The sequence below is a fragment of the Williamsia sp. M5A3_1d genome, assembly GCF_053345315.1.
The window spans coordinates 850787-874175 of sequence record NZ_JBKEZX010000002.1 but is presented as its reverse complement, the minus strand read 5'-3'; the positions used below and the strand labels follow the sequence as shown (position 1 = coordinate 874175).

Here is a 23389-nt window from a genome sequence, read left to right as displayed (position 1 = left end):
TTGCAGATGAACACATCATAAATTGTGGATTGCGACAAATGAGGCGCCCGCAGACGATGACGATGACGACGAGCGCTGTTGAGTGGGCACACCGCCCCCGACAGACCTTGACGGGTCAGCGGATGTCGATCTGCTTCCCGGTGGTGTCGCGGTCGTCGGTGCCATACCAGGCGATGTAGTCCTTGGCGCCGAGCCCCTGCAGTCGGCGGAGCGACATGAAGACGACGGCATCCTTGGCCAGGGCGATCGCGTCGCCGCCGGCGACCTTGCGCACGCGGACCTGCAGCACGTGGTCCTCGTCCTCGTCGTCGATCTTCGTGCGCGGGAATCCGCCACTGCGCTCGTAGATGTCGGCGTCGAAGGCCATCGACGGTCCGCACACCGCGAAGCTGCGACGCTCCTCGTCGGGCAGGTTGCGCGTCTGCACCCAGTCGACGGCGTGGCCGATGCGCCACAGTGCCCCCACGGCGTTGAACACCTTGGCCGTCGAGCCCTCGTCGGTGCGGGCGCGCAACCGTCCACCCACCAGCCGCTTACCGGCGACCAGTGGGCGCAGCAGGTTGCTCAGCCAATCGGGTGCGGGGATGGTGTCGGCGTCGGTGCGGGCGATGAACGCGGCGCCACCGGCGATCGCGTGGCGCGTCCCGGTGTCGACCGCGCAGCCGGTGCCCTTCTCGGTCTCGGTGATCAGCTCGAACGGGACACGCGTCCCCGCGGCGATGAATTCCTCGACGAGATCCGCAGTGCGGTCGGTGCTGTTGTTGTCGACGACGATGACGCGGAAACCGCCGAGCACCTCGCGCTGGAAGAGGGTGTCGAATCGCTGCGCATCGAGACCTCTGAGCGTGTCGAGGATGAACTTCTCCTCGTTGAACGCGGCGACGACGACAGCGACGCGGGGCGACCCGTTACCCGACACGGAGACCAGTGAACACGATCGTGACGTCGGTGACCATCGTCTGATCGACGCTCAGCGGACGTCGGCTTCCATCGTCTTCCCGGCGCCGTCGCGGTCGTGGTACCAGGCGACGAAGTCCTTCACCCCGAAGGCCTCCAGGCGACGCAGAGAGGTGTAGACGAGGGCATCCTTCTGCAGTGCGATGGCGTCGCCGCCGGCGACGTGCCGAACGCGCTGCTGCAGCACGTAGTCGTCGTCGAGGTCGCTCATGTTGGTGCGGGGGAAGCCACCGCACTCGGTGTAGATCTCGGCGTCGATGGCCATGTTGTTGCCCACGACGGCGAAGCTGCGCCGCTGATCGTCGGGACCGCGTCGGGTCCGCAGCCACTCGGCGGCGTGGCCCACACGCCACAGATGGCCGATCGCGTTGAACGCGAACGAGGAGGTGCCCTCGTCGCTGCGGGCCTTCACGCGTCCGCCCACGAGGTGCTTGCCCTCGAACAGGGGGATCAACAGGTGGGCGAGCCAGTCGGTCGCCGGGAGCGAATCGGCGTCGGTGCGGGCGATGAACTTCGCGCCCAGCTCGATCGCGCGCTTCGCACCAGAATCGGCTGCGCAGCCGCTGCCCTTCTCGGTCTCGGTGATGATCTCGACGGGAAAGCGGGTGCCAGCCTCGATGTAGCCGTTGACCAGCTCCGCGGTCTTGTCGGTGCTGTTGTTGTCGACCACGATCACACGGAAACCGCCGAGCAACTCGCGATGGACGGTCGAATCGAACTCCTGGGCATCGATCGCGCGCAGCGTGTCGAGGATGTAGTCCTGCTCGTTGTACACAGGGATGATCACGGCGACCGAACATGTGCCTTGCGTCATGACCCTGAGTAAACACGGGGAACCCCGCGAGCGCGTTGTCAGTGGTGGTACAAGAACGCCAATTCTTCGACAACTGTGATGCAGCCCGAATCATGTCGAATCGCTCACCTGCGATGACGGGGAACCGATCGGCGGGCCGCCGCGTCGGAGTGACATGGTTCTCACTTCCCCCCGCTCACCGACCCACCGGTGTGACGTGGGCCGCCCGACGGCGCGGCGCTTGGCCGATGACGGCGGGATGGTCTCGGTGGAGGCCGCGTTCGCCATCGCCTCGATCGTCGCGGTCCTCGTGCTCGGCATCGGTACGGTCCTGGCGATCGGAACACATCTGCGATGTCTGGACGCGGCTCGTGAGACCGCACGCATAGCGGCGCAGGGAGACGCCTCCGGTGCACTCTCGGCGGGCCGGTCGGTCGCACCGGCGGGGGCCGACATCTCGATCGGGGGTCGCGGCGATCGCGTGGTGGTCACCGTGCACGCGTCCTCGCCGGTCCTGCCCGGCGTCGATCTCGGCGCCGAGGCGGTCGCCGTGCGTGAGCCGACCGAGCAGGACGCGCCGTGACCGGATGTCGCCGGCCGCTGCGCGACGAGCAGGGCATGGCCACGGTGTTGGGGGCGTGTGTGATCGCGGCGATGGTGGCGCTCATCGTCGGGGTGAGTTGGTTCGGTGCAGCGGTCGTCGCCCGACACCGGGCCCAGTCGGCCGTCGATCTCGCCGCACTCGCCGCGGCGCAGCGATGGATCCTCGCGCTCGACGACCCCTGTGGCGCAGCGCGTTCGGTCGCCGGCGAGACGGAGGTGCGGATCACGCGGTGTCGCACCGACGGCGACGACGTGGTGGTCACCGCCGCGGTGGATGTCGATCTCGGACCGCTCGGCGCACGGACCGCGGTCGCCAGCGCGCGTGCCGGGCCGTCGGGATGATCAGCGCACGCCGCTCGCGTGGGCGGCCACCGCCCGCATCGCGCCGATCGGGCCGTGGTCCTGCAGATGGCATTTCGCCAGTTGGTAGGCCACCCGCAGACACACGCTCGACGCGAGCCGGCCGAACACCTCGGGGTTCTCGAGGAACGCACCCGGCCGGTCGTGGTCGGCCCAGGCGAGTCGACGCAGATGGTCTGTGTCGCCGTCGATCATCGGGATCGTGTCGGCGTCGAGCACGGCGCACCAGGCCGCGAGCATGAGGGCGGCGTGGTCGATCGACGCGCCGCCCCGCAGACGATCGGCGATCACCGGCAGCACGAACTTGGGTACTCGATCGGAGGTGTTCACCATCTGACGGGCGAGGGTGTCGCGGATCGCGAGATTCGAGAACCGTTCGAGCAGCTCGTCGATGTAGTCGTCGAGATCGACGCCGGGAACCGGGCGGAGCGTCGGCAGCGCCTCGTGTCGCATGTAGGAGCCGACGAAGCCGCGGATGTCGTCGTCGGCGAGGGCCTCGTGCACGTAGGTGTACCCGGCGAGCACACCGAGATGGCTGAGCATCTGGTGCGAGGCGTTGAGCAGTCGCAGCTTCATCTGCTCGTGGGGTTCGACGTCGTCGACGAGGACCACACCGACGTCATCGAATGGGGGGCGTCCGGCGGAGAACGAGTCCTCGAGCACCCACTGGGCGAACGACTCCGAGGCCACCGGCCACGCGTCGTCGACACCGAGTTCGCGGCCGACCTGCGCGACGACGGCGTCGGTGGTGACGGGGGTGATGCGGTCGACCATGGAGCTAGGGAAGGCGACGTTCTCATCGATCCAGCGGGCGAGTTCGGCGTCGTGGCGGGCCGCGAAACCGGTGACCGCGGCGCGGGCGACCCGGCCGTTGTGTTCGATGTTGTCGCACGACATGACCGTGAACGGCGCGACACCCGCGTCCCGGCGGATCCGCAACGCGGCCACGATGAACCCGAACACGCTGGACGGCATGTCGGTCCGGTCCACGTCGGAGACGTCGAGGTCGCGCAGTGTCAGCGCGGCGCGCGGATCGAACTCGCCGGTGGCGTCGTCGACGCCGTACCCGCCTTCGGTGATCGTCAACGACACGATGCGCGTACCCGGCGCGGTCAGGACGTCGAGGGCCGCCTGCGGTCGGTCGGGCGCGAAGATCATGTCGGCCACGGCGCCGATGACACGCGTGTCACGACGGCCGTCGGTAGCGGTGGTCGTGAGTGTGTAGAGGTGGTCCTGCGCGGTGAGGACGTCGGCCATCCGACGGTCGCCCGGCAGGACGCCGATCCCGCAGATGGCCCAGTCGGTGTGTCCTGCGGCGAGCAGTCGGTCGACGAACATCGCCTGGTGCGCTCGGTGGAAACCGCCGACGCCGAAGTGCGCGATCCCGATCGATGTCGGCGTCGGTGCGGGGACGTGGGACCCGACGCCGACGTGGCCGGGGAGATCGGTCACGGTTGCCCGGTGCAGAGTCGGCATCAGATCACCTCCGGGGTGTCGCAGCAGAGGATCGAAGTATCGCAAATCGCCGGTGTCCGGTGATCCGGTTTCGCGGGCACGACATGTGATCGCGGTCTGCTCGTCGTCGAATCGTCACCAGGAGGACGACCCGCGGACGTCGGGGACCGTGATGGTGAGGTCGGCGCGATGACGTGTCCCGGCGATGATCGCGGCGTTGCGGATGTCGACGTGCTCGGTCCACTGCTGCGCCTCGTCGTGTGAGCGTCCGTGGTGCACGTGTCGACGGATGAGGCGGGCCGCGCGGACATCGGTGGTGGCGTCGAGGAACCACACCTCGTCGAGCACGTCGCGCACCTCTTCCCAGCCGCCGCCGTCGAGCAGCAGGTAGTTGCCCTCGGTGATGACCAACGACGCGGTGCGCTCGATGGGGACGGCCGACCCGATCGGTTCGGAGATCCCACGGTCGAAGCGTGGGGCGTAGATGACATCGACGGTCTGCGTGCGTAACCGACGCAGCAGGGCCACATATCCGTCGACGTCGAAGGTGTCGGGGGCGCCCTTGCGGTCGCGGCGGTTCAACCGATCGAGCTCGGAGTCGGCGAGATGGAATGCGTCCATGCCCACGAGCGCGGCGTCTCGGCCCAGGCGGGCGACGAGCATGTCGCACAGCGTCGACTTGCCGACCCCGGGAGCGCCGGTGACGCCCAGGATCCGGCGCTCACCTGCGGCGGCGAGCGAACGCGCGCGGTCGGTGAGCGTGTCGACGACCGCGTCGAGATCCGTTGCACCGGTGTCGTGGTGACTCATCCGATCTTCTCGTCGTCGGCGGAGGCCCTATCCGCGACCCGGGGCGTCGCGACTGCGACCGACCGGTCGTCGGAACCCGAGATGTGGGTGAGCAGGAGGTTGAGCACCGCGATCGCACCGGCCTTGTCGAGCGGTTCGTTTCCGTTGCCGCACTTGGGTGATTGCACGCAGGAGGGGCATCCGCTCTCGCATCGGCAGTCGGTGACGGCGTCGCGGGTGGCGCGGATCCAGGTGCCGAAGGCGGTGAAGCCGCGCTCGGCGAAACCCGCCCCGCCCGGGTAGCCGTCGTAGACGAAGACCGTGGGCAGGCCGGTGTCGGCGTGGATGTTGGTCGACAGTCCGCCGATGTCCCATCGGTCGCAGGTCGCGATCAGTGGCAACAACCCGATCGCCGCGTGTTCGGCCGCGTGCAGGGCACCGGGGAATCGGTCGACGGGCACACCGACGCCTTCGAGTGCCTCGGGCTCGAGGGTGTACATCACCGATCGCGTGCTCAGCGTCTGCGGCGGCATGTCCAGTTCGATCACGTCGAGCACCTCGCCGGTGTGCAGCGTGCGCATGTAGCCGACGACCTGGTGGGTGACGTCGACGTCGACGAGGGCGACGGTGAGCGGCCCCGACCGCCACGAGCGGGTGGTGGCCGTGATGTCCATCGCCGTGGTCTCCCGCGCCGACGTCGACCACTCGGGGTCCTCGGGGTGGGTGATCGCGAGGCCGTCGTCGAGATCGAGTTCGTCGACCACGAACGACCGTCCCTGGTGCAGGTGCACCGCCCCGGGGTGCACCGTCGACATGGCGCGCCCGGTGTCGACGGTGCCGAGCAGCTGCGAGGAGGTGCCGTCGACGATCATCACCTGCCCGCCGATCCCGCCGCGGATGTCGATGTCGCCATGCGGGAACAGCCCGGCCGCGGGATACCAGCCCGCGGGACGCCGGCGCAGCAGGCCTCGCGCAGTGAGGTCGGCGACCACGTCGGCCGCATCGAACGCCGCCACGTCGGCGTCTGACAGCGGGAGTTCGGTCGCCGCGCACAACAGATGCGGGCCGAGGACATACGGGTTGGTGGGGTCGGTGACGCTCACCTCCACCGGCCGCTCGAGCAGCGCCTCGGGGTGGTGCACGAGGTAGGTGTCGAGCGGGTCGTCGCGCGCCACCATCACCACCAGCGACCCCTCACCGCGACGCCCGGCCCGGCCGGCCTGCTGCCAGAACGACGCGACCGTACCGGGATAACCAGCCACCACGACCGCGTCGAGTCCGGCGATGTCGACGCCGAGTTCGAGGGCGTTGGTGGTGGCGACACCGAGCAGGGTGCCGTCGCTCAGGGCCGCCTCGAGCTCGCGACGGTCGTCGGCGAGATAGCCCGCGCGGTAGGCGGCCACCCGGCCGACCAACTCGGGGTCCGCGGCGGCGAGAATCTGCCGCGCCGAGAGCGCCGTGATCTCCGCGCCGCGTCGGCTGCGGACGAAACACAGTGTGCGAGCGCCCTCGATCACGAGGTCGGCCATGATGCGTGCGGCCTCGGCGCCCGCCGAACGTCGGACCGGTGCACCGTGTTCCCCGGTCACGCCGGGCGTGAACGTGGGCTCCCACAGCGCGACCGTGCGCTCGCCGTGCGGGGACCCGTCGTCGGTCACCGCGGTGCAGTCGCTGCCGATGAGACGGCTCAGCGCGCGGGCGGGTTCACCGGCGGTGGCACTGGCCGCGATCACCGTCGGGTTCGCCCCGGCCGCGCGGGCGAGCCGCAGGGTGCGCTGCACCACGAGCGCGGTGTGCGAACCGAAAACCCCTCGGTAGTGGTGGCATTCGTCGATCACGAGGTAGCGCAGGTTGCGGAAGAAGTGCCGCCACCGGCCCGGTGAACCGAGGAATCCGATGTGCAGCATGTCGGGGTTGGTGAAGATCCACCGGGAGTGTTCCCGCGCCCACTGGCGCACGTCGGGTTCGGTGTCGCCGTCGTAGGCGCACGGCGCGATGTGTGCGAACTCGCGACGACCTGCGGTCAGCGCGGTGAGCGCACGGATCTGGTCGGCGCCCAATGCCTTTGTGGGAGCGATGTAGAGAGCCGTGGCGTGTGGCGCGGTACCCGAGGTCATGTCGGACAGGATGGGTAGTTGGTAGGCCATCGACTTGCCCGAGGCGGTCCCCGTCGAGACGACGACGTGGGTGCCGTCGTGGGCGTGCTGCGCGGCCGTCGCCTGATGGGTCCACGGCGCGCGGACGCCGATGTCGGCGTAGGCGGCGCGCACCGGATCGGTGACCCAGTCCGGCCAGTCGGCGAACTGTGCTGTCTGCGAACGGATCACGGTTTTGTATGTGACAGGTGACAAATCGGGGTCGACACCGGCCAGGGAGCGGTGCAGGAGTTGCTCACCGAACGATTCGGCGTTGTGTGAGCTGGTCATCGGTGTCCCCGACCGGTTGTGGCGGCGTTACCGACAGATGTCGCCGGCCTGAAATCTGACCATGTTTCGGTCAGTTTGAGTTCTGCGACTGACGGGGGCGACATGTTCATGATTGACTGTCGTCGGTCGCAGCTTTCGGGGGCTTCCACAGGGTCGACATCGTCACGGATGGTCTGCCTCCCGAGAACGTGTTGCGGGCGTAATACCCAAGGTTAGTGCGCGGCTGGTCCGCAAACGTCGCCAGTCGGTATGGCGGTCGGAACGGGCCCGTCGCGGTGACACACCGTGACGTATCCGGTGAGTCAGTAAAGGAATGCAAGAAATGGCACAGGGAACTGTGAAGTGGTTCAACGCGGAAAAAGGCTTCGGCTTCATCGCGCCTGATGATGGACCGGACGACGTGTTTGTCCACTACTCCGAGATCCAGGGATCCGGTTTCCGCACCCTCGAGGAGAACCAGCGCGTCGAGTTCGAGGTCGGTCAGGGAACCAAGGGTCCGCAGGCCACCGGCGTCCGCGCGGTCTGAGCTCGCACACTCTCGACTCCGCCCCCGGCGTCCGCACACAGCGGCGCGTCGGGGGCGTTGTGCGTCTGTGGGGTCGTGGGTTCGTCGCCGTCGTGGCGGGCGGCCCGGTGATGTGTGCTCCGGTCGACCATCCGTTCGAGTAGAGTTCCCGACCGTGGGCCAACTGTCCTTCTTCTCGGCCGAAACCGACGAGCCCTCACTGGAGGATCTGTCGGGATTGTTTGCCGCGCATGGGCAGTCGTCGTTCTCCCCGGCCGGTAGTCGCGTCTCCATCGTGGTCGACGCGCAGTGGCGGGCCGACGCCCTCGTCGAGGAGATCGAACTGTGCGGTGTGCGCGCACATCCTGCGGTCTCGGACGAGGGTTCGCCGATGGCGCGCACGGAGACCTCGAAGTCACTCGACGCCCTCACGCGATCGTGGGTGAAGGGCGCGGTCAAGACGATGCCCGCCGACTGGGTGCCCAGTCCGCGCGCGCTGCGCCTGTGGGCGATCGCCGCGGGGCGTCGTGAGGAGGACCGATATCTGCTCGGCCTCGACCCCCACGCACCCGAGACGCACTCGCCCCTGGCGACCGCGCTGATGCGTGCGGGGATCGCGCCCACGCTGGTCGGGACGCGGGGCCATTCGCCGGCCCTGCGCGTCGCCGGACGGCGTCGGCTGTCGCGTCTGCAGGAGAACATCGGGGCACCACCGGGGCACCTCGAGGCGGTCGGATTCTGGCCCACGGTGTGACATACCGATCTGTCAGATCGATCACCCCGGTGAGCTGCGGTTTCACCCACGCTGCGCCGCACTGACGCAGGCTGTGCGGCGCCGTGGAAACCTTTGCGCTCTCAGCGGCGTTGTGTGCATAGGCTGTTATATGGGGTAGAACAAGCCAGATGTGTCGGCTGCGCGGACCGTCTCCGATGCCGTCAGAACACATATAGAAGGCCTTACCCACAGGCCGGTAGAAAGGTGCAGGCACAGACAGTGGCTGATAGCGACACCGCGTCCACCCGCTCCGGTGGCAATGTGCGCCGCCTCGTGATCGTCGAGTCGCCCACCAAAGCCCGCAAGATCGCCGGATACCTCGGCTCGAACTATGTCGTCGAGTCGTCGCGCGGACACATCCGTGACCTCCCGCGCGGCGCCGCCGACGTACCCGCCAAATACAAGGGACAGCCCTGGGCCCGCCTCGGGGTGAACGTCGAGCAGGACTTCGAGCCGCTCTACGTGGTGTCGCCGGACAAGAAGTCCACGGTCACCGAACTCAAGCAGCTGCTCAAGGGTGTCGACGAGCTCTACCTCGCCACCGACGGTGACCGCGAGGGCGAGGCCATCGCGTGGCACCTGCTGGAGACACTGCGTCCCAGCGTCCCCGTCAAGCGCATGGTGTTCCACGAGATCACCCAGTCGGCCATCCAGGCCGCCGCCGACGCCCCGCGCGATCTCGACGTCGACCTCGTCGACGCCCAGGAGACACGCCGCATCCTCGACCGCCTGTACGGCTACGAGGTGTCGCCGGTCCTGTGGAAGAAGGTCATGCCGAAGCTCTCGGCGGGCCGCGTGCAGTCGGTGGCGACCCGCATCATCGTGGAGCGTGAACGCGAGCGGATGGCGTTCATCTCCGCCTCGTACTGGGACATCGACGCGACCCTCGACGCCGGAGCCGAGGTCTCCCCGCGGACGTTCAAGGCCAAGCTCGTCTCCGTCGACGACAGCCGTGTCGCCTCGGGTCGGGATTTCGACGCCTCGGGCCGCATGAAGAAGTCCGACGGCGTGGTGGTCCTCGACGAGGCCCGCGCCAACGCACTGGCCGCCGGTCTGCAGGGTGCCGACCTGTCGGTCACCTCGGTGGAGGAGAAGCCCTACACCCGTCGCCCGTACGCGCCGTTCATGACCTCGACGCTGCAGCAGGAGGCGGGCCGCAAGCTGCGGTTCACCTCCGACCGCACCATGCGCATCGCGCAGCGGCTGTACGAGAACGGCTACATCACCTACATGCGTACCGACTCCACGACGCTGTCGGAGTCGGCGATCAACGCCGCGCGCGGACAGGCCCGTGAGCTCTACGGTGCCGACTACGTGCACCCGACCCCGCGGCAGTACACCCGCAAGGTGAAGAACGCGCAGGAGGCGCACGAGGCCATCCGCCCGGCCGGTGAGACGTTCCGTACCCCCGGTCAGGTCGCCTCGGCTCTGCAGTCCGACGAGTTCCGGCTCTACGAGCTGATCTGGCAGCGCACCGTCGCCTCGCAGATGGCCGACGCCCGCGGCACCACCATGAGCCTGCGGATCTCGGGCAACGCCTCCTCCGGCGAGCGCGCGACGTTCGCCGCGTCGGGTCGCACCATCACCTTCCCCGGCTTCCTGTCGGCCTACGTCGAGACCGTCGACGACCAGGCCGGTGGACAGGCCGACAACGAGGAGGTGCGGCTCCCGCTGCTCACGCAGGGCCAGCACCTCACCGCCGCCGAGCTCTCCGCCGCCGGCCACTCGACGAACCCGCCCGCACGATTCACCGAGGCGTCGCTGGTGAAGACGCTGGAGGAACTCGGTATCGGTCGCCCGTCGACGTACGCGTCGATCATCGGCACCATCCAGGACCGCGGCTACGTCCACAAGAAGGGCAGCGCGCTCGTCCCGTCGTGGGTGGCGTTCGCGGTCGTCGGTCTGCTCGAGGCCTACTTCGGCAGCCTCGTCGACTACGACTTCACCGCATCCCTCGAGGACGACCTCGACCAGATCGCCTCGGGTCGGGAGAACCGCACGCACTGGTTGTCGCGGTTCTATTTCGGCGCCGAGGCCTCCGATGACGCCACCGAGTCGGCGGCGAGTTCCGACGTCGCCGCCCACGGCGGGCTCAAGAAGCTCGTCGGTGTGAATCTCGAGGAGATCGACGCCCGGGAGATCAACTCCATCAAGCTGTTCGACGACGAGCAGGGTCGCCCGGTGGTGGTCCGCGTGGGCCGGTTCGGGCCGTACCTCGAACGCAACGTCGCCGGACCCGACGCCGAACCGGATCTGCAGCGGGCCAACCTGCCCGACGACATGACGCCGGACGAGCTGACCATCGAGGTCGCCGAGAAGCTGTTCAGCACGCCGCAGGAGGGTCGTACCCTCGGCGTCGACCCGGTCACCGGGCACGAGATCGTCGCCAAGGAGGGACGTTTCGGTCCCTACGTCACCGAGATCCTCCCCGACCCGGACGAGGAGTCCGATTCCGACGAGGGCGATGGCGGCAGTTCTGTTCCGGCACTGACGGTCCCGCCCGGTCCCACGCCGCTCGACGGTGACGGTGCGAGTGCCTCCGGCGGATCGGGCAGCGGCGGCACCGCCGTGGCCACGAAGGCCGGGGCGACCACGAAGACCGCGGCCAAGAAGGCGACGAAGAAGGTCGCGGCGAAGAAGGCCGGACCGAAGCCGCGCACCGGTTCGCTGTTCAAGTCGATGGAGATCGCGACGGTCACCCTCGACGACGCGCTGAAGTTGCTGTCGCTGCCGCGTGTCGTGGGCGTCGACCCGGAGAGCAACGAGGAGATCACCGCCCAGAACGGCCGGTACGGCCCGTATCTGAAGAAGGGTACCGACTCCCGATCGTTGAGCGCCGAGGACCAGATCTTCGGCATCACCCTCGAGGAAGCGCTCAAGATCTACTCCGAGCCCAAGCGACGCGGTCGTGCCGCCGCGGCCCCGCCGCTGCGCGAACTGGGCAAGGACTCGGTCAGCGAGCAGCCGATGGTGATCAAGGACGGCCGTTTCGGACCGTATGTCACCGATGGCGAGACCAACGCGAGTCTCCGCAAGGACGACGACGTCGCCTCCATCACCGACGAGCGGGCGATGGAACTGCTCGCCGACCGTCGTGCGCGCGGCCCGGTGAAGAAGAAGGTTAAGAAGGCACCGGCCAAGAAGGCGCCCGCGAAGAAGACCGCCGCCAAGAAGGCCCCGGCCAAGAAGGCAGCTGCCAAGAAGGCGCCCGCGAAAAAGACTGCGGCCGCCAAGAAGACCGCTGCGAAGACCACCGCTGCGAAGAAGACGGCTGCGAAGAAGACGGCGACCACCGATGAGACCGGATCCGGCTCCGGCGACTGACGCCACCGACCTCGACGACCGGTGGTACCGGGCGATGTTCGAGGCCAGCACCGTCCCGATGGCACTCGCCGACGAGGATGGCCTGCTGGTGGTGGCCAACGAGGCCTACTGCGCGATGGTCGGACGGCCGTGGTCGGAGATCGCCGGACGGTCGTCGCGCGACTTCACCCACGCCGACGACCTCGCCCAGCATCGCGCGATGGACAAGCTGATGGCCGCCGCGGCCGAGCGTGGCGAGATCCTGCGTGTCGAGAAGCGCTACCTGCACCCCGACGGCGAGGTGCGGTGGGGCTGGGTCTCGGCCAGCCCTGTCGTCGGCCCCGACGGCCGGCGGTGGACGATGGCCGTCATCCACGACACCACCGACAGGCGGCGCACCGAGGAGAGCCTCCTGACCGCGGCGAGCACCGATCAGCTGACCGGCCTGCTCAACCGTCGGGGATGGATGGCGCGGCTCGCCGAGTTCGAACGCGTCGGGGCGCACCTCGAGGACGACCTCGTGCTCGCCATCATCGACCTCGACCGGTTCAAGGCCTACAACGACACCCTCGGCCACGACGCCGGTGATCGCCTGCTGGCCCAGTTCGCGCGGGCGATGGTGGCATCGGTGGGCAGTTCCGGGGTGCTCGCCCGGTGGGGCGGTGAGGAGTTCGCGCTCGCGTTGCCCGGATCGTCGGCCGCCGACGTCGACGCCGTGCTGGACCGAATCGCGCGCGTGGTCCCCGACGGGCAGACCTTCTGCGCCGGCCACGCCCGCCAGCGGCCGGGCGAATCGGTGACCGACTGCTTCTCGCGCGCCGACGCCCGGCTCTACGAGGCCAAACGTCAGGGGCGTGGACGGGTGCTCGGCACCGGCTGAACGCCGAGAACTCAGACGCTGCTGCGGGATTCCTCGTCGTCGTCGGAGTCGGCGGCCTCACCGGCGGTGTCCCCCGACGCTGTCGCGGACCGGTGCGATGTCCCCGACGGCGTCGTGTGCGAGGCCCCGACTGCGGCCTCGACGACACCGTCGGTCTCGGCGTCCACGTCGATGTCATCCTCGATCACCAGCGCGAACTTGGGACGCGCCAACTTCGTCTCGATACCGCGCCCGCGCAGTTCCACGCCCTCGCCGATCTCCCAGCACTCGGCCTCGGCGTCCGACGCCAGATATACCGCGCGCGCCGACCCGAGCACCCGGGTGGGTTCGTCCTTGGCCAGCTCGGTCAACCGCGCGGCCTCGTTCACCGGGTCGCCGATCACGGTGTACTCGAGGCGACTCTCGGAACCGATGTGGCCGGCGATCGCCTTGCCCGCGGACACACCGATCCCCACGTCCGTCTCACCGAGTGTGCGTTCGAGTTCGATCCGCAGCTCGCGGGCGGCGGCGAGGGCCTGTCCGGCGAAATCCTGGAGATCCAGCGGCGCACCGAAGATGGCGAGCGCGGCGTCACCCTGGAACTTGTTGATGAAACCGCCGTGGCGACCGACGGTCTCGACCACGACCTGGAAGAAGTCGTTGAGCAGATCGACGACCTCCCGGGGCGGGCGGGTGACGGCCAGCCGCGTCGATCCGACGATGTCGACGAACAGCACACCGACATAGCGCTCCTCGCCGCCGAGCTCGGTGCCGGATTCGATCGCACGTCGGGCGACGTCCTCGCCGACATAGCGGCCGAACAGGTTTCGAAGATTCGCGCGCTCACGTAGGTCGCCCACCATCTCGTTGAACCCGGCCTGCAGCAGACCGAGGTCGCTGCCGTCGTAGATCCGCACCGAGGTGTCGTAGTTGCCCTCACTGACCAGACGCTGGGCGTTGCGCAGTTGCTTGATCGGGTCGGCGATGGCGCCGACGAGACGCACCAACCCGATGAGCCCGAACACGACCGACGCGACGGCCAGCCACAGCAGTGGACGTTGCAGCCCCTCGGCGTCGGTGCGCACCAGCCCGGACTGCTGCCCCACGATGAGGCCGACGATCGCCAGCAGCGGCACCACCACGCTGACACTCCAGAACAGCGTGATGCGGACGGTGACGCTGGGTGCGACGGCACTCGTCGGGTCGTTGGCCATCGCCGAGACGGTGATGGGGCGCAACACCTTCTCCGACTGCATGTAGCCGAGCACGCACGAGACGAACCCGCCGATCGCCGACGCGATCCACACGACCAGTGCCGTCGCGCCCGACGCGGGCAGGTTCAGCAGCGCGAAGAGGATGCCGCCGACGGTCCACAACCCGAGATTCACCGCGGTCAGCAGGACCGGCAGCCGCAACGCGCGGTTGCGGGCCATCTCGTTGTCGAGGCGTGTGCGGCGGCGATGCCAGATCAGCACCGGCAGCGTCAACAGGATGCTGAGGTAGCCGCCGACGAACGTCGCGGCCACCAGATAGGCCACGAAGACGGCCTGGTTGGAGATGCTGATCTCCTGGATGCGCACCGTGTACTGGTACGGCATGCCGAACCGGAGGAACGCGAAGGTGAACAGGGCGCCGATGATGTTCGCGCGCACGAGGTCGAGGGCGAGCACCGGCCACGGCGTGTGCGCCAGCCACCGCAACAGGTGCACACCCCGTTGCAGACGCGACTGTCTCTCGATCACGTGTTCACGGTAGCGGTCGGATCATGCGCACATATGCCGTTGGTGACAGTGCCGACAGGGGGTGTCGGGGGGCGAGATTACGATACGCAGCGTGACGTCGGTGTTCGATCGCCTCGTGGGCCAGCAGGCCGTGGTCGACGAGTTGTCGGCCGCCGCGCGGTCGGCGGTGGGTGCCTCGGCCGCCCTCGACCACTCCGATGCGGGCGCCGAGTCGATGTTCGGCGACGAGGTGCCCGCACCGCGCAACTCGATGACCCACGCCTGGCTGTTCACCGGCCCGCCCGGTAGCGGCAGGTCGGTGGCCGCGCAGTGTTTCGCAGCGGCCCTGCAGTGCGAGACCGCGACCGGCGAGCCCGGCGGTGAGGTCGGGTGCGGTCGCTGCCACGCCTGCGCCACGGTGATGGCGGGCACCCACGGTGACGTGCGCCGGATCATCCCGGAGGGTCTCACCATCTCGGTGAAGCTGATCCGCGAGACCGTGCAGATCGCGTCGCGACGCCCCGGGGTGGGTCGCTGGCAGATCGTCCTGATCGAGGACGCCGACCGTCTCACCGAACAGGCCGCGAACGCACTGCTGAAGGTGGTCGAGGAGCCACCGTCACGCACGGTCATCCTGCTGTGCGCGCCGTCGGTCGATCCCGAGGACATCTCGGTCACCCTGCGCTCGCGCTGCCGCCACGTCCCGCTGACCATGCCCGGGGTCGACGCGATCGCCGAGGTCCTCGTCGGCGACGGCATCGACCCCGAGCGGGCCCGGTGGGCCGCATCGGTCAGCGGCGGTCACGTGGGTCGCGCCCGGCGCCTGGCCACCGACGAATCGGCACGCTCGGAACGCAATCAGGCCCTCGGCCTCGCGCGGGCGGCGACCAACGAGTCGACCGTGTACGGCGCCGCCGAGGATCTGGTGAAGACGGCCGAGAACTCGGCCAAGGCGATCAGCGCGGTGCTCGACGAGGCCGAGACCGAGGAGATGCGCACCGCCCTGGGTGCCGGCGGCACCGGCAAGGGCGCCGGAGGTGCGTTGCGCGGTACCGCCGGTTTCCTCAAAGACATGGAGCGGCAACAGAAGTCGCGCCGCACACGTCTGCAGCGGGATGTGCTCGACCGCGCGCTCGTCGATCTCGCCGCGTTGTTCCGCGACGCCGTCGTCGCCTCGTACGCCGCGCCGGTCGCCGCGATGCATCCCGACCACTCCGAACAGACCCTGAGGATGGCCCGCTTCGCCTCGCCCGAGAAGCTGCTGCGCTGCGTCGAGGCGGTGCTGGCGTGCCGCGAAGCGCTCGACGTGAACGTGAAACCGAAGTTCGCCGTCGACGCCATGGTCGCCGACGTCGCCACCGCGCTGCGTCGCTGACACCCGTCCCGTGTGGTTCTCGCGAGCGAAACCCCAGGTCGGTGTAGCGAGGAGCACACAGAACCGGGGCGGCTACCGCGGTTTGTCGCCGGATGGGCGCGGTCGATAGAGTGAGGACGTTGCCCCCGGGCGGCACGCCGCCTTAGCTCAGTCGGTAGAGCGCTTCACTCGTAATGAAAAGGTCGCGAGTTCGATTCTCGCAGGCGGCTCCATGAGACACGACGAATACGCCGGTCACGACGCGGTGGGTCTGGCCGACCTCGTGTCGCGCGGCGAGGTCAGCGCGGGCGAACTGCTCGACGCGGCCATCGCACGTGCCGACGCCGTGGAACCCTCTCTGAACTCCATCACCGTCCGCCAGGACGCCGAGGCCCGTGAGCGCGCGGCCGGCCCCCTCGCCGGACCCTTGGCCGGGGTCCCGTTCCTGGTGAAAGACCTGTTCCAATCGCAACGGGGTGTGGTGAGCACCAACGGGTCCCGAGCCTGCGCGACATCCGTCGCCACCGAGACCGACACCGTGGTGCAGCGCTGGCTCGACGCCGGTCTGGTGATCTTCGGGCGCACCAACACCCCGGAGTTCGGCGCCAAGGGGACCACCGAGCCCGAGGCCTTCGGCGCGACCCACAACCCGTGGCATCTCGCCCACACACCGGGTGGTTCGTCGGGCGGCTCGGCGGCGGCGGTCGCCGCGGGGATCGTCCCGGCCGCCGGCGCCAGCGACGGCGGCGGCTCCATCCGCATCCCGGCCGCGTGCTGCGGGCTGTTCGGGCTAAAGCCCGGACGCGGCGTGGTGCCCACCGGTCCCGGTCACAGCGAGTACCACTACGGTGCGGCCGTCACCGGCGTGGTCACCCGCACGGTCCGCGACAGCGCCGCCATGCTCGACGTGATGCGCGGAACCGATCCGGCGGCGCCGCCGTATGTGTTCGCCGAGCCGACCACCACCTATCTCGACGCGGTGTCGCGCGCACCGAAGCAGTTGCGCATCGGCGTGCAACGGCTCTCCGCACTCAACGACACACCTGATCCGGCGGTGCTCGACGCGCTGTCGTCGACCTGCGATCTGCTGACCGACCTCGGCCACATCGTGGAGGAGGCGCGCCCGGACATCGACGAGCACCAGCTCGCCGACGATTTCCTGCTGCCGTGGTTCGTGCATGTCGCCTCCGCCGTCGACGAACTTCGCGCCGGCGGCGCGAGCACCTCCGACTTCGAACTCGACACCCTGGTGATGGCCGCGATCGGCCGCACCACCGGAGGCGTGGAGCTCGAGACCACGCTCGGTCGATGGCACACCCACGTCCGCGCGCTGAGCGAGTTCCATCAGCGGTACGACCTGCTGATGACGCCCACCATCGCGCGGACCGCACCGCGGCTCGGCGACTACGCGACGTCGTCGATCGAGCGCCTCGCGGCGCGGTCGGTGCTCTCGGCCCGGCTCGGCCGATTCCTCGACACGACCGGCATGGTGAGCGCGGCGATCCTCCGCAATCTGTCGTGGGTGCCCTACACCCAGCTCGCGAACCTGACGGGTCGTCCGGCGGCCAGCATCCCGCTGCACCAGGCACCCGACGGCCTGCCGATCGGCATCCAGTTCGTGACGCCACCCGGCGGCGAGGGACTGCTGTTCTCCCTGGCCAGTCAGCTCGAACAGGCGCTGCCATGGCGCGATCGGCATCCCGCTTTGTAGGCTCGTGCTCATCGCGAGCCCGAGTCCGCGAGGAGATGAGGCGATCGTGAACGCATTCCAGAAGTCGGCGGCGGTGTGGAACTCGTTCTTCACCCGCCTGATGCGAGTTCCCGTGCTGGACAGGGTGATCGGCAAGTCGACGGCGATCATCACCTACACGGGCCGCAAATCGGGCAAGACCATCAGCCTCCCGGTGAGCTTCTCGCGATCCGGCGAGACGCTGACGGTGCGCGTGATGATGCCGGACAAGAAGAACTGGTGGCGCAACTTCACCGGCACGGGTGATCGCGTCACCGTCGACATCGCCGGTGTCGAACGCGCCGGTCACGCCGTCACCGCACGCAGCGGCTCCGGTGCGGTGTCGGTGCGCATCGACCTCGAACCGTCCGCCCGCTGACGAAGGGGCGGCGTCGTCACGCCGACTGCTAGGTTTACTCGCATATAGTTTGCCTGGCACTCGGACCGAGGATCACCGATGACCGCACCCACCCCCGCCGACACGCGATCCGCGCGCCGGTCCCTCGCCGTGTCGGCCCTGGGCACCCTGCTCGTCCTGGTCGCGTTCACCGCACCGCTGTCGACGCTGAACGTGACCGCCGCGGCGCTCGACGCCGACGTGAGCGGCAAGACCTGGATCCTCAGCTCGATGAGCATCGGTCTGGGTGCCGCCCTGCTCTCGGCGGGGACCATCGCCGACGACTTCGGACGTCGACGCACCCTCACCCTCGGACTGGTGGTGATGGCCGTCGGATCGGTTGTGGGCGTGCTGGTCCCGGATGTCGTGGTGTTCGTGCTGACCCGCGTCGCCGTCGGTGTCGGTGGCGCGGCGGTGATCGCGTCGAGCCTGGGCATCATCGCCCACACCTTCGCGCCGGGCCCGGCGCGGGCGGCCGCGAGCGGTGTCTGGGGTGCGAGCGTGGGCGCGGGTATCGCGATCGGCCCGTTGCTCTCGGCGCTGCTCGAGAGGGCGCACAGCTGGCACGACGCCTACTGGGTCCTCGCCGCCGCCGCACTGATCCTCGCGGTGGTGGCCGAACGTGTTGTGCCCGAATCGCGCTCGGACTCGCCGCGGGGCCTCGACCTCCCGGGTGCACTGGTGTTCGCCGGCGGGATCGCGACGCTGCTCGCAGGCCTCGTCGAAGGTCGACAGGGGTGGGGGCAACCGGTGGTGATCGGGTTGTTCGTCGCATCGGCGGCGTTGCTCGCGTTCTTCGTGGTCGTCGAACACCGCAGTGCCACCTCGATGCTCGACCTGTCGCTGCTGCGATCGCCGGCGTTCGGTGCCGCCACCCTGGCCGCCGTGGCCATCGGCGCCGGCGCGATCGCGCTGATGTCGTACATGTCGGGCTTCCTCGGCGCGGCGCTGGGGATCTCGGCGCTCGGGGCCGCGCTGCTGTTGTTCGCGTGGTCGGGGACCTCCGTCGTCACCGCGCTGCTGGCCCGCCGTATCCCGGCGCGCATCTCGGGTCGTGTTCAGCTCGGCGTCGGATTGCTGGGCGTCGCAGTCGGTCTCGCGGGTCTGACCGGTGTCGGCGAGGAGTCGGGATGGGCACGGTTCCTGCCGGGGCTGCTGTTCGCGGGTGTCGCGACCGGCGTGGTCAACGCCAACCTCGGCAAGGAGGCGGTTGCCAGCGTCCCGGCCGGTCGGGGCGGGATGGGCAGCGGGGCCAACAACACCGCCCGCTATGTCGGATCGGCGATCGGTGTGACGATCGTGTCGGTGATCGCCACCCACCCCGGTCCTGGCTCGGCCGCCGCCGACCTCGTCGGTGGCTGGAACGTCGCATCGGTGGTGACGGCGGTGATCTCGGCGGTGGGCGGTCTGGTGGTGCTGGCGCTGCACCGCCGAACTAGGATTCGAGATCTCGCCCAGAAAGACCCAGCCCAGTCGGGCCCGATTGTTCAGGTGGCAGAAAACCAGTGAGCGTTCTCGTGTGTTTCCACGCCCATCCCGACGACGAGGTGTTCAGCACCGGCGGCACGATGCGCCGCGCCGCCGACGACGGTCACCGGGTGGTGCTGGTGACCGCGACCGACGGTGCGCGCGGGGAGTTCCCCCCGGACCTCCTGGCCGAGGGGGAGTCGCTGCTCGAGCGCCGCCGCGTGGAGCTGGCCCGTTCGGCCGAGATCCTGGGCGTCCATCGACTCGTGATGTTCGACTATCCCGACTCGGGCATGGCCGGCACCGACGACAACGCCAACCCCGACGCGTTCACCAACGTCGACGTCGAGACCGCCGCGCAACGCCTCGCCGACATCCTCGTGGAGGAGAAGGCCGACGTGGTCACCTTCTACGACAGCAACGGCGGCTACGGACACCCCGATCACATCGCGGTCCACCACGTCGGTCGGCGTGCCGCCGAGATCGCGGGCACGCCACACGCTTTCGAGAACGTCGCCAACCGCGACCGGATGCGTGAACTGATGAAGATCAATCCCCGGTGGTCCGAGGAGGAGTCCCCGCTCGACATCGAGACGTTCGGCGTACCGGCCGCCGAGATCACCGTCGAGGTGGACGTGAGCGACCTCATCGAGACCAAGAGGGCCGCGATGGTCGCGCACGCCACCCAGATCGGTGACTTCGGACCGTTCCTCGAGATGCCGGTGGAGATGTTGACCGCCGCGTTCGGACTCGAGTCGTTCCGACGAGCAGACCTCGTGATCGAGCCGATGCGGGATCGTCTGCCGCTGTAGCGGGATCAGCCGATGGTGGCGTGCATCTCCCACACGATGACCTCGGCGCCGACCGCGGAGCTCAGGGTCTGACCCCCGCCGCCGCTGACGCGCACCGCGTCGCCCTCGGCGAGCACACCGACGCCTTCGAGTGAGGCCTCACCGCGGGCGACGAAGACGTGCAGGAACGGTGCGTCGGGCAGGGTGACCGCTCGCCGGCCCGGCTGCAGCCGCGCCACGTGCATCGCCGCGTACTTGTTCTTGATGCGGATCGCCGAGTGGTCGGCGTATTCGGGCATCCCCGATGCGACTGGGACCAACCCACCCGAGAGCAGCTCGTGGTCGATCTCGAGTTGCTCGTAGGTGGGGGTGATGCCGCCCTCGTCGGGGACCACCCACATCTGTACGAAGTGCACCGGCTCGGCGTGCTCGGACTTGTACGCGCCCGCGACGTCTCCGAGGCGCCACGAGTCGTTCTTCTCCGAATGCATGATCCCGGTGCCGGCGCTCATGCGTTGGGCGAGCCCGGGGTAGATGACGCCCGAGTGCCCCATCGAGTCCTGGTGGACCAACGATCCCTGCAACACCCAGGTGACGATCTCCATGTCGCGGTGCGGGTGGGTGTCGAAACCCTGCCCGGGCGTGACGATGTCGTCGTTGTTGACCAGCAGCACGCCGTGATGGGTGTTGTCGGGATCGTAATTGCCCCCGAACGAGAACGAATGCTTCGAGTCCAGCCACCCGATGCGGGTGGAGTCCCGGTCATCGGAGCGGCGGACGTCAAGGTTCGGCGCGACTGCGGTGCTCATGCGGACAGTTTGCCCGCGATGGAGACCACTCGGGTGGCGAGGTGATCGAGCGCGTCGAGGGTGGCCGGCGACAGTTCATCGGTGTTGTTCGCACCGGTGATGTGGCCGACGCCGTAGGGGTTGCCGTCGGCGAATTTCACACCGTCGGTGTAGCCGGGTGCGGCGATGACGCCGCCCCAGTGCATGACCGAGGTGTAGAGCGCGAGCAGCGTGGCCTCCTGACCGCCGTGCGCGGTCTGGCTGGAGGTGAAGGCTGCGTACGCCTTGTCGGCGAGCTTGCCCTGGCCCCACAGGCCGCCGAGCGTGTCGATGAACGCCTGGAACGGCGCCGCGGTGTTGCCGAAGCGGGTGGGCGACCCGAGGATCACGCCGTCGGCCCACACGATATCGTCACCGGTCGCCGCGGGCTGGTCCTTCGTGGCCTCGTAGTTGGCGCTCCAGGCCGGGTTCTCGGCGAACACCGAGGGATCGGTGGTCTCCGCGATGTGGCGCACGCGGACCTCGGCGCCTGCCTTCTCGGCCGCCTCGGCGATGCGGTCGGCCATCGCGGTGCCGTGGCCGGTGGCGGAGTAGTAGATGACAGCGAGCTTGGTCATGGGGACACCTTTCGAATAGACGTCTGACCGCCGAGATGGTTGCGCGATCAATCACCCTGGACACTACCGAAGATGATTGCGTTGTCAACCATTTGTCGTATCCTCGTCTCATGACGGAGACGAGATGGCTCAGCGACGACGAGCAGCGGATGTGGCGTGCCTACCTCGACTCCACGCGTATGCTCCTCCACCGGCTCGACCAGCAACTCGTCCACGACGCGGGCGTCTCGTTCACCGACTACGAGCTGCTGGTGCGGCTGTCGGAGGCGCCGGGACGGCGCCTGCGGATGTCGCAGCTGGCCACCGCCGTCACCGCCACGCGTAGCGGTGTGACCAGGGCGATCAGTCGATTGGTCGATGCGGGATGGGTTGAACGGACCCCGTGTCCGGACGACCGCCGTGGCGCGTGGGCGGTGCTGACGGATGCCGGTGCGGGAAAGCTCGAGTCGGCGAGTGCCGGGCATGTTGAGGCGGTGCGCGCCAATGTCTTCGACGTCCTGTCGCCGCGTGACGTGGACAGTCTCGGCGCCGCCTACGCCGAGATGCGACAGCACATGCAGGAGTTGCCTGCGCACGCGTGATCGTTGCCGAGGAAATCGTCGACGCGGCGTCGCCTCCGGTTCGAGATGCGTTCACCTGCAGCGCGGATCAGACTTGCGGCCATGACCCTGAACGACCTCGAGGCCCCGAGTGACTTCGAGGTGCCCGTCGTCGACCTGTCCGCGCCGCACGACGACGTCGTCGCAGCGGTGGACGAGGCGTGTTCGCGGGTGGGTTTCATGCAGATCGTCGGCCACGGCATACCGGTCGGGGTGATCAACGGTCTCGCGGACGCCATGGACGCGTTCTTCGGCCTCTCGCTCGAGGAGCGATCGCGCTACCGGGTGGCCGATGCCAACCGCGGGTACAGCCCGCCGAAGAGCGAGTCGCTGAGCCTGAGTCTCGGGGTGGAATCGGCCGCGCGCATGAACGATTTCTTCGAGGCGTTCAACGTCGGGGTGGAGGCGCGTTCCTTCGCCGACCTCGATCTCGACGAAGCCGACTACGGGATCAATCTGTGGCCCGCGGTCGTGGGATTCCGCGAGAACGTGGAGACCTACTTCGCCGAGGCCGGTCGGGTGGCGCGCGCACTGACCTCGATCTTCGCGGCGGCCCTGGACCTCCCGCCGGAGTTCTTCGCGTCGATCACCGATCATTCGATCGATGTGTTGCGCATGAACAACTACGCGTTGCCGCCGGGCACGGTGACGGTGTCGGGTGAGCTCACCGGCATGGGCGAGCACACCGACTTCGGGATCGTGACGGTGTTGTGGGCCGACCGGGTGGCGGGCCTCCAGGTGCTCGGTGCCGATCGGCGATGGCACGACGTCTCACCGGTGGAAGGCGGACTGCTGGTGAACCTCGGCGATCTCACCGCGCGACTCACCAACGACCGGTGGCTCTCCACGCTGCACCGGGTGAAGCCGCCGATCGTCGACGGCACCATTCGTCGGCGACGATCCGCGGCGTTCTTCCACGACGGCAACCCCGACGCGGTGATCGGAACCCTCGCCTCCCACCTCGGGGCCGACGACGGTCTCGCCTATGAACCGATCACGGTGCGCGATCACATCGCGGCGAAACTGGCGGGCTCGCGACAGGGCACGTCGAACACCGCGGCGGTGCGTGAGGCGCAGCGGGTGGCGGCCGCATCGGACTGA

Annotated in this window: 21 protein-coding genes and 1 tRNA gene; 14 read left to right on the top strand and 8 right to left on the bottom strand. The window is 68.7% G+C overall.

What is annotated here, in order from left to right; all coding sequences use genetic code 11:
* Window positions 1-115: 115 nt before the first annotated feature.
* Both ACLBW1_RS11665 and ACLBW1_RS11660 read right to left on the bottom strand, forming a co-directional pair.
* On the bottom strand, window positions 116-919 hold the full coding sequence (locus tag ACLBW1_RS11665) for a glycosyltransferase (RefSeq protein ID WP_447811981.1): 804 nt from the start codon (window positions 917-919) through the stop codon (window positions 116-118).
* 51 nt (window positions 920-970) lie between these two features.
* Window positions 971-1771 (bottom strand): glycosyltransferase, encoded by an 801-nt coding sequence (locus tag ACLBW1_RS11660; protein ID WP_447811980.1) that lies wholly within the window; start codon window positions 1769-1771, stop codon window positions 971-973.
* 238 nt (window positions 1772-2009) lie between these two features.
* Here ACLBW1_RS11660 and ACLBW1_RS11655 point away from each other — a divergent pair, with 238 nt between their 5' ends.
* Complete coding sequence (locus ACLBW1_RS11655) at window positions 2010-2333, top strand: TadE family type IV pilus minor pilin (RefSeq protein ID WP_447811979.1); 324 nt, start codon at window positions 2010-2012, stop codon at window positions 2331-2333.
* Window positions 2330-2695 carry an Rv3654c family TadE-like protein gene (locus ACLBW1_RS11650; RefSeq protein WP_447811978.1) on the top strand — a complete coding sequence of 122 codons (366 nt, stop codon included), beginning with the start codon at window positions 2330-2332 and terminating at the stop codon, window positions 2693-2695. Before ACLBW1_RS11655 ends, ACLBW1_RS11650 begins: the two co-directional genes overlap by 4 nt.
* On the opposite strand, the gene ACLBW1_RS11645 is transcribed toward ACLBW1_RS11650, so the two are convergent.
* The 3 genes from ACLBW1_RS11645 to ACLBW1_RS11635 all read right to left on the bottom strand — a co-directional run bounded on the left by ACLBW1_RS11645 (window position 2696) and on the right by ACLBW1_RS11635 (window position 7383).
* Complete coding sequence (locus tag ACLBW1_RS11645; protein ID WP_447811977.1) at window positions 2696-4189, bottom strand: mannitol dehydrogenase family protein; 1494 nt, start codon at window positions 4187-4189, stop codon at window positions 2696-2698.
* Window positions 4190-4303: 114 nt separating this feature from the next.
* Window positions 4304-4978, bottom strand: a complete 675-nt coding sequence (locus ACLBW1_RS11640) for a nucleoside/nucleotide kinase family protein (protein ID WP_447811976.1) — start codon at window positions 4976-4978, stop codon at window positions 4304-4306.
* The gene (locus ACLBW1_RS11635) at window positions 4975-7383 is read right to left on the bottom strand and encodes a DEAD/DEAH box helicase (RefSeq protein WP_447811975.1); all 2409 of its coding nucleotides are present in this window, start codon (window positions 7381-7383) and stop codon (window positions 4975-4977) included. The genes ACLBW1_RS11640 and ACLBW1_RS11635 overlap by 4 nt, the downstream gene beginning before the upstream one ends.
* Before the next feature lie 322 nt (window positions 7384-7705).
* Between ACLBW1_RS11635 and ACLBW1_RS11630 the strand changes: the two genes are divergently transcribed.
* The 4 genes from ACLBW1_RS11630 (at window position 7706) to ACLBW1_RS11615 (ending at window position 12846) form a co-directional block, all read left to right on the top strand.
* Window positions 7706-7909 (top strand): cold-shock protein, encoded by a 204-nt coding sequence (locus ACLBW1_RS11630; RefSeq protein WP_045821523.1) that lies wholly within the window; start codon window positions 7706-7708, stop codon window positions 7907-7909.
* Window positions 7910-8063: 154 nt separating this feature from the next.
* Window positions 8064-8642, top strand: a complete 579-nt coding sequence (locus ACLBW1_RS11625; protein WP_447811974.1) for a hypothetical protein — start codon at window positions 8064-8066, stop codon at window positions 8640-8642.
* A gap of 240 nt (window positions 8643-8882) precedes the next feature.
* Window positions 8883-11987, top strand: a complete 3105-nt coding sequence (gene topA / locus ACLBW1_RS11620) for a type I DNA topoisomerase (RefSeq protein WP_447811973.1) — start codon at window positions 8883-8885, stop codon at window positions 11985-11987.
* The gene (locus tag ACLBW1_RS11615) at window positions 11959-12846 is read left to right on the top strand and encodes a GGDEF domain-containing protein (protein WP_447811972.1); all 888 of its coding nucleotides are present in this window, start codon (window positions 11959-11961) and stop codon (window positions 12844-12846) included. The genes topA and ACLBW1_RS11615 overlap by 29 nt, the downstream gene beginning before the upstream one ends.
* 11 nt (window positions 12847-12857) lie before the next feature.
* On the opposite strand, the gene ACLBW1_RS11610 is transcribed toward ACLBW1_RS11615, so the two are convergent.
* Entirely contained in the window at window positions 12858-14567 is a 1710-nt protein-coding gene (locus ACLBW1_RS11610; protein WP_447811971.1) for an adenylate/guanylate cyclase domain-containing protein, read from the bottom strand.
* A 91-nt stretch (window positions 14568-14658) separates the two neighbouring features.
* Here ACLBW1_RS11610 and ACLBW1_RS11605 point away from each other — a divergent pair, with 91 nt between their 5' ends.
* From ACLBW1_RS11605 to ACLBW1_RS11580, 6 genes are all read left to right on the top strand, one after another.
* On the top strand, window positions 14659-15921 hold the full coding sequence (locus tag ACLBW1_RS11605; RefSeq protein WP_447811970.1) for a DNA polymerase III subunit delta': 1263 nt from the start codon (window positions 14659-14661) through the stop codon (window positions 15919-15921).
* Between the two features lie 136 nt (window positions 15922-16057).
* A tRNA-Thr gene (locus ACLBW1_RS11600) sits at window positions 16058-16133 on the top strand.
* Window positions 16133-17611, top strand: a complete 1479-nt coding sequence (locus tag ACLBW1_RS11595; protein ID WP_447811969.1) for an amidase — start codon at window positions 16133-16135, stop codon at window positions 17609-17611. Before ACLBW1_RS11600 ends, ACLBW1_RS11595 begins: the two co-directional genes overlap by 1 nt.
* Before the next feature lie 46 nt (window positions 17612-17657).
* Window positions 17658-18008, top strand: coding sequence for a hypothetical protein (locus ACLBW1_RS11590; protein WP_447811968.1), 351 nt, complete (start codon window positions 17658-17660; stop codon window positions 18006-18008).
* A gap of 78 nt (window positions 18009-18086) precedes the next feature.
* Entirely contained in the window at window positions 18087-19535 is a 1449-nt protein-coding gene (locus ACLBW1_RS11585; protein WP_447811967.1) for an MFS transporter, read from the top strand.
* On the top strand, window positions 19532-20305 hold the full coding sequence (locus ACLBW1_RS11580; RefSeq protein ID WP_447811966.1) for a PIG-L family deacetylase: 774 nt from the start codon (window positions 19532-19534) through the stop codon (window positions 20303-20305). The genes ACLBW1_RS11585 and ACLBW1_RS11580 overlap by 4 nt, the downstream gene beginning before the upstream one ends.
* A 5-nt stretch (window positions 20306-20310) precedes the next feature.
* On the opposite strand, the gene ACLBW1_RS11575 is transcribed toward ACLBW1_RS11580, so the two are convergent.
* Both ACLBW1_RS11575 and wrbA read right to left on the bottom strand, forming a co-directional pair.
* Entirely contained in the window at window positions 20311-21093 is a 783-nt protein-coding gene (locus ACLBW1_RS11575) for a pirin family protein (RefSeq protein WP_447811965.1), read from the bottom strand.
* Window positions 21090-21689: an NAD(P)H:quinone oxidoreductase gene (gene wrbA / locus ACLBW1_RS11570; protein ID WP_447811964.1), complete on the bottom strand. Its 600-nt coding sequence runs from the start codon at window positions 21687-21689 to the stop codon at window positions 21090-21092. Before wrbA ends, ACLBW1_RS11575 begins: the two co-directional genes overlap by 4 nt.
* A gap of 110 nt (window positions 21690-21799) precedes the next feature.
* Here wrbA and ACLBW1_RS11565 point away from each other — a divergent pair, with 110 nt between their 5' ends.
* Together ACLBW1_RS11565 and ACLBW1_RS11560 are read left to right on the top strand one after the other, a co-directional pair.
* Window positions 21800-22270: a MarR family winged helix-turn-helix transcriptional regulator gene (locus tag ACLBW1_RS11565; protein WP_447811963.1), complete on the top strand. Its 471-nt coding sequence runs from the start codon at window positions 21800-21802 to the stop codon at window positions 22268-22270.
* Window positions 22271-22351: 81 nt separating this feature from the next.
* Complete coding sequence (locus tag ACLBW1_RS11560) at window positions 22352-23389, top strand: isopenicillin N synthase family dioxygenase (RefSeq protein WP_447811962.1); 1038 nt, start codon at window positions 22352-22354, stop codon at window positions 23387-23389.

Bases quoted from the DNA above. Each gene is read 5' to 3' on its own strand.
- ACLBW1_RS11660 (WP_447811980.1), bottom strand. From the start codon at position 1,771: ATGACGCAAGGCACATGTTCGGTCGCCGTGATCATCCCTGTGTACAAC.
- ACLBW1_RS11655 (WP_447811979.1), top strand. From the start codon at position 2,010: ATGGTCTCGGTGGAGGCCGCGTTCGCCATCGCCTCGATCGTCGCGGTC.
- ACLBW1_RS11645 (WP_447811977.1), bottom strand. From the start codon at position 4,189: ATGCCGACTCTGCACCGGGCAACCGTGACCGATCTCCCCGGCCACGTC.
- ACLBW1_RS11640 (WP_447811976.1), bottom strand. From the start codon at position 4,978: ATGAGTCACCACGACACCGGTGCAACGGATCTCGACGCGGTCGTCGAC.
- ACLBW1_RS11635 (WP_447811975.1), bottom strand. From the start codon at position 7,383: ATGACCAGCTCACACAACGCCGAATCGTTCGGTGAGCAACTCCTGCAC.
- ACLBW1_RS11630 (WP_045821523.1), top strand. From the start codon at position 7,706: ATGGCACAGGGAACTGTGAAGTGGTTCAACGCGGAAAAAGGCTTCGGC.
- ACLBW1_RS11615 (WP_447811972.1), top strand. From the start codon at position 11,959: ATGAGACCGGATCCGGCTCCGGCGACTGACGCCACCGACCTCGACGAC.
- ACLBW1_RS11595 (WP_447811969.1), top strand. From the start codon at position 16,133: ATGAGACACGACGAATACGCCGGTCACGACGCGGTGGGTCTGGCCGAC.
- ACLBW1_RS11585 (WP_447811967.1), top strand. From the start codon at position 18,087: ATGACCGCACCCACCCCCGCCGACACGCGATCCGCGCGCCGGTCCCTC.
- ACLBW1_RS11575 (WP_447811965.1), bottom strand. From the start codon at position 21,093: ATGAGCACCGCAGTCGCGCCGAACCTTGACGTCCGCCGCTCCGATGAC.
- wrbA (WP_447811964.1), bottom strand. From the start codon at position 21,689: ATGACCAAGCTCGCTGTCATCTACTACTCCGCCACCGGCCACGGCACC.
- ACLBW1_RS11565 (WP_447811963.1), top strand. From the start codon at position 21,800: ATGACGGAGACGAGATGGCTCAGCGACGACGAGCAGCGGATGTGGCGT.
- ACLBW1_RS11560 (WP_447811962.1), top strand. From the start codon at position 22,352: ATGACCCTGAACGACCTCGAGGCCCCGAGTGACTTCGAGGTGCCCGTC.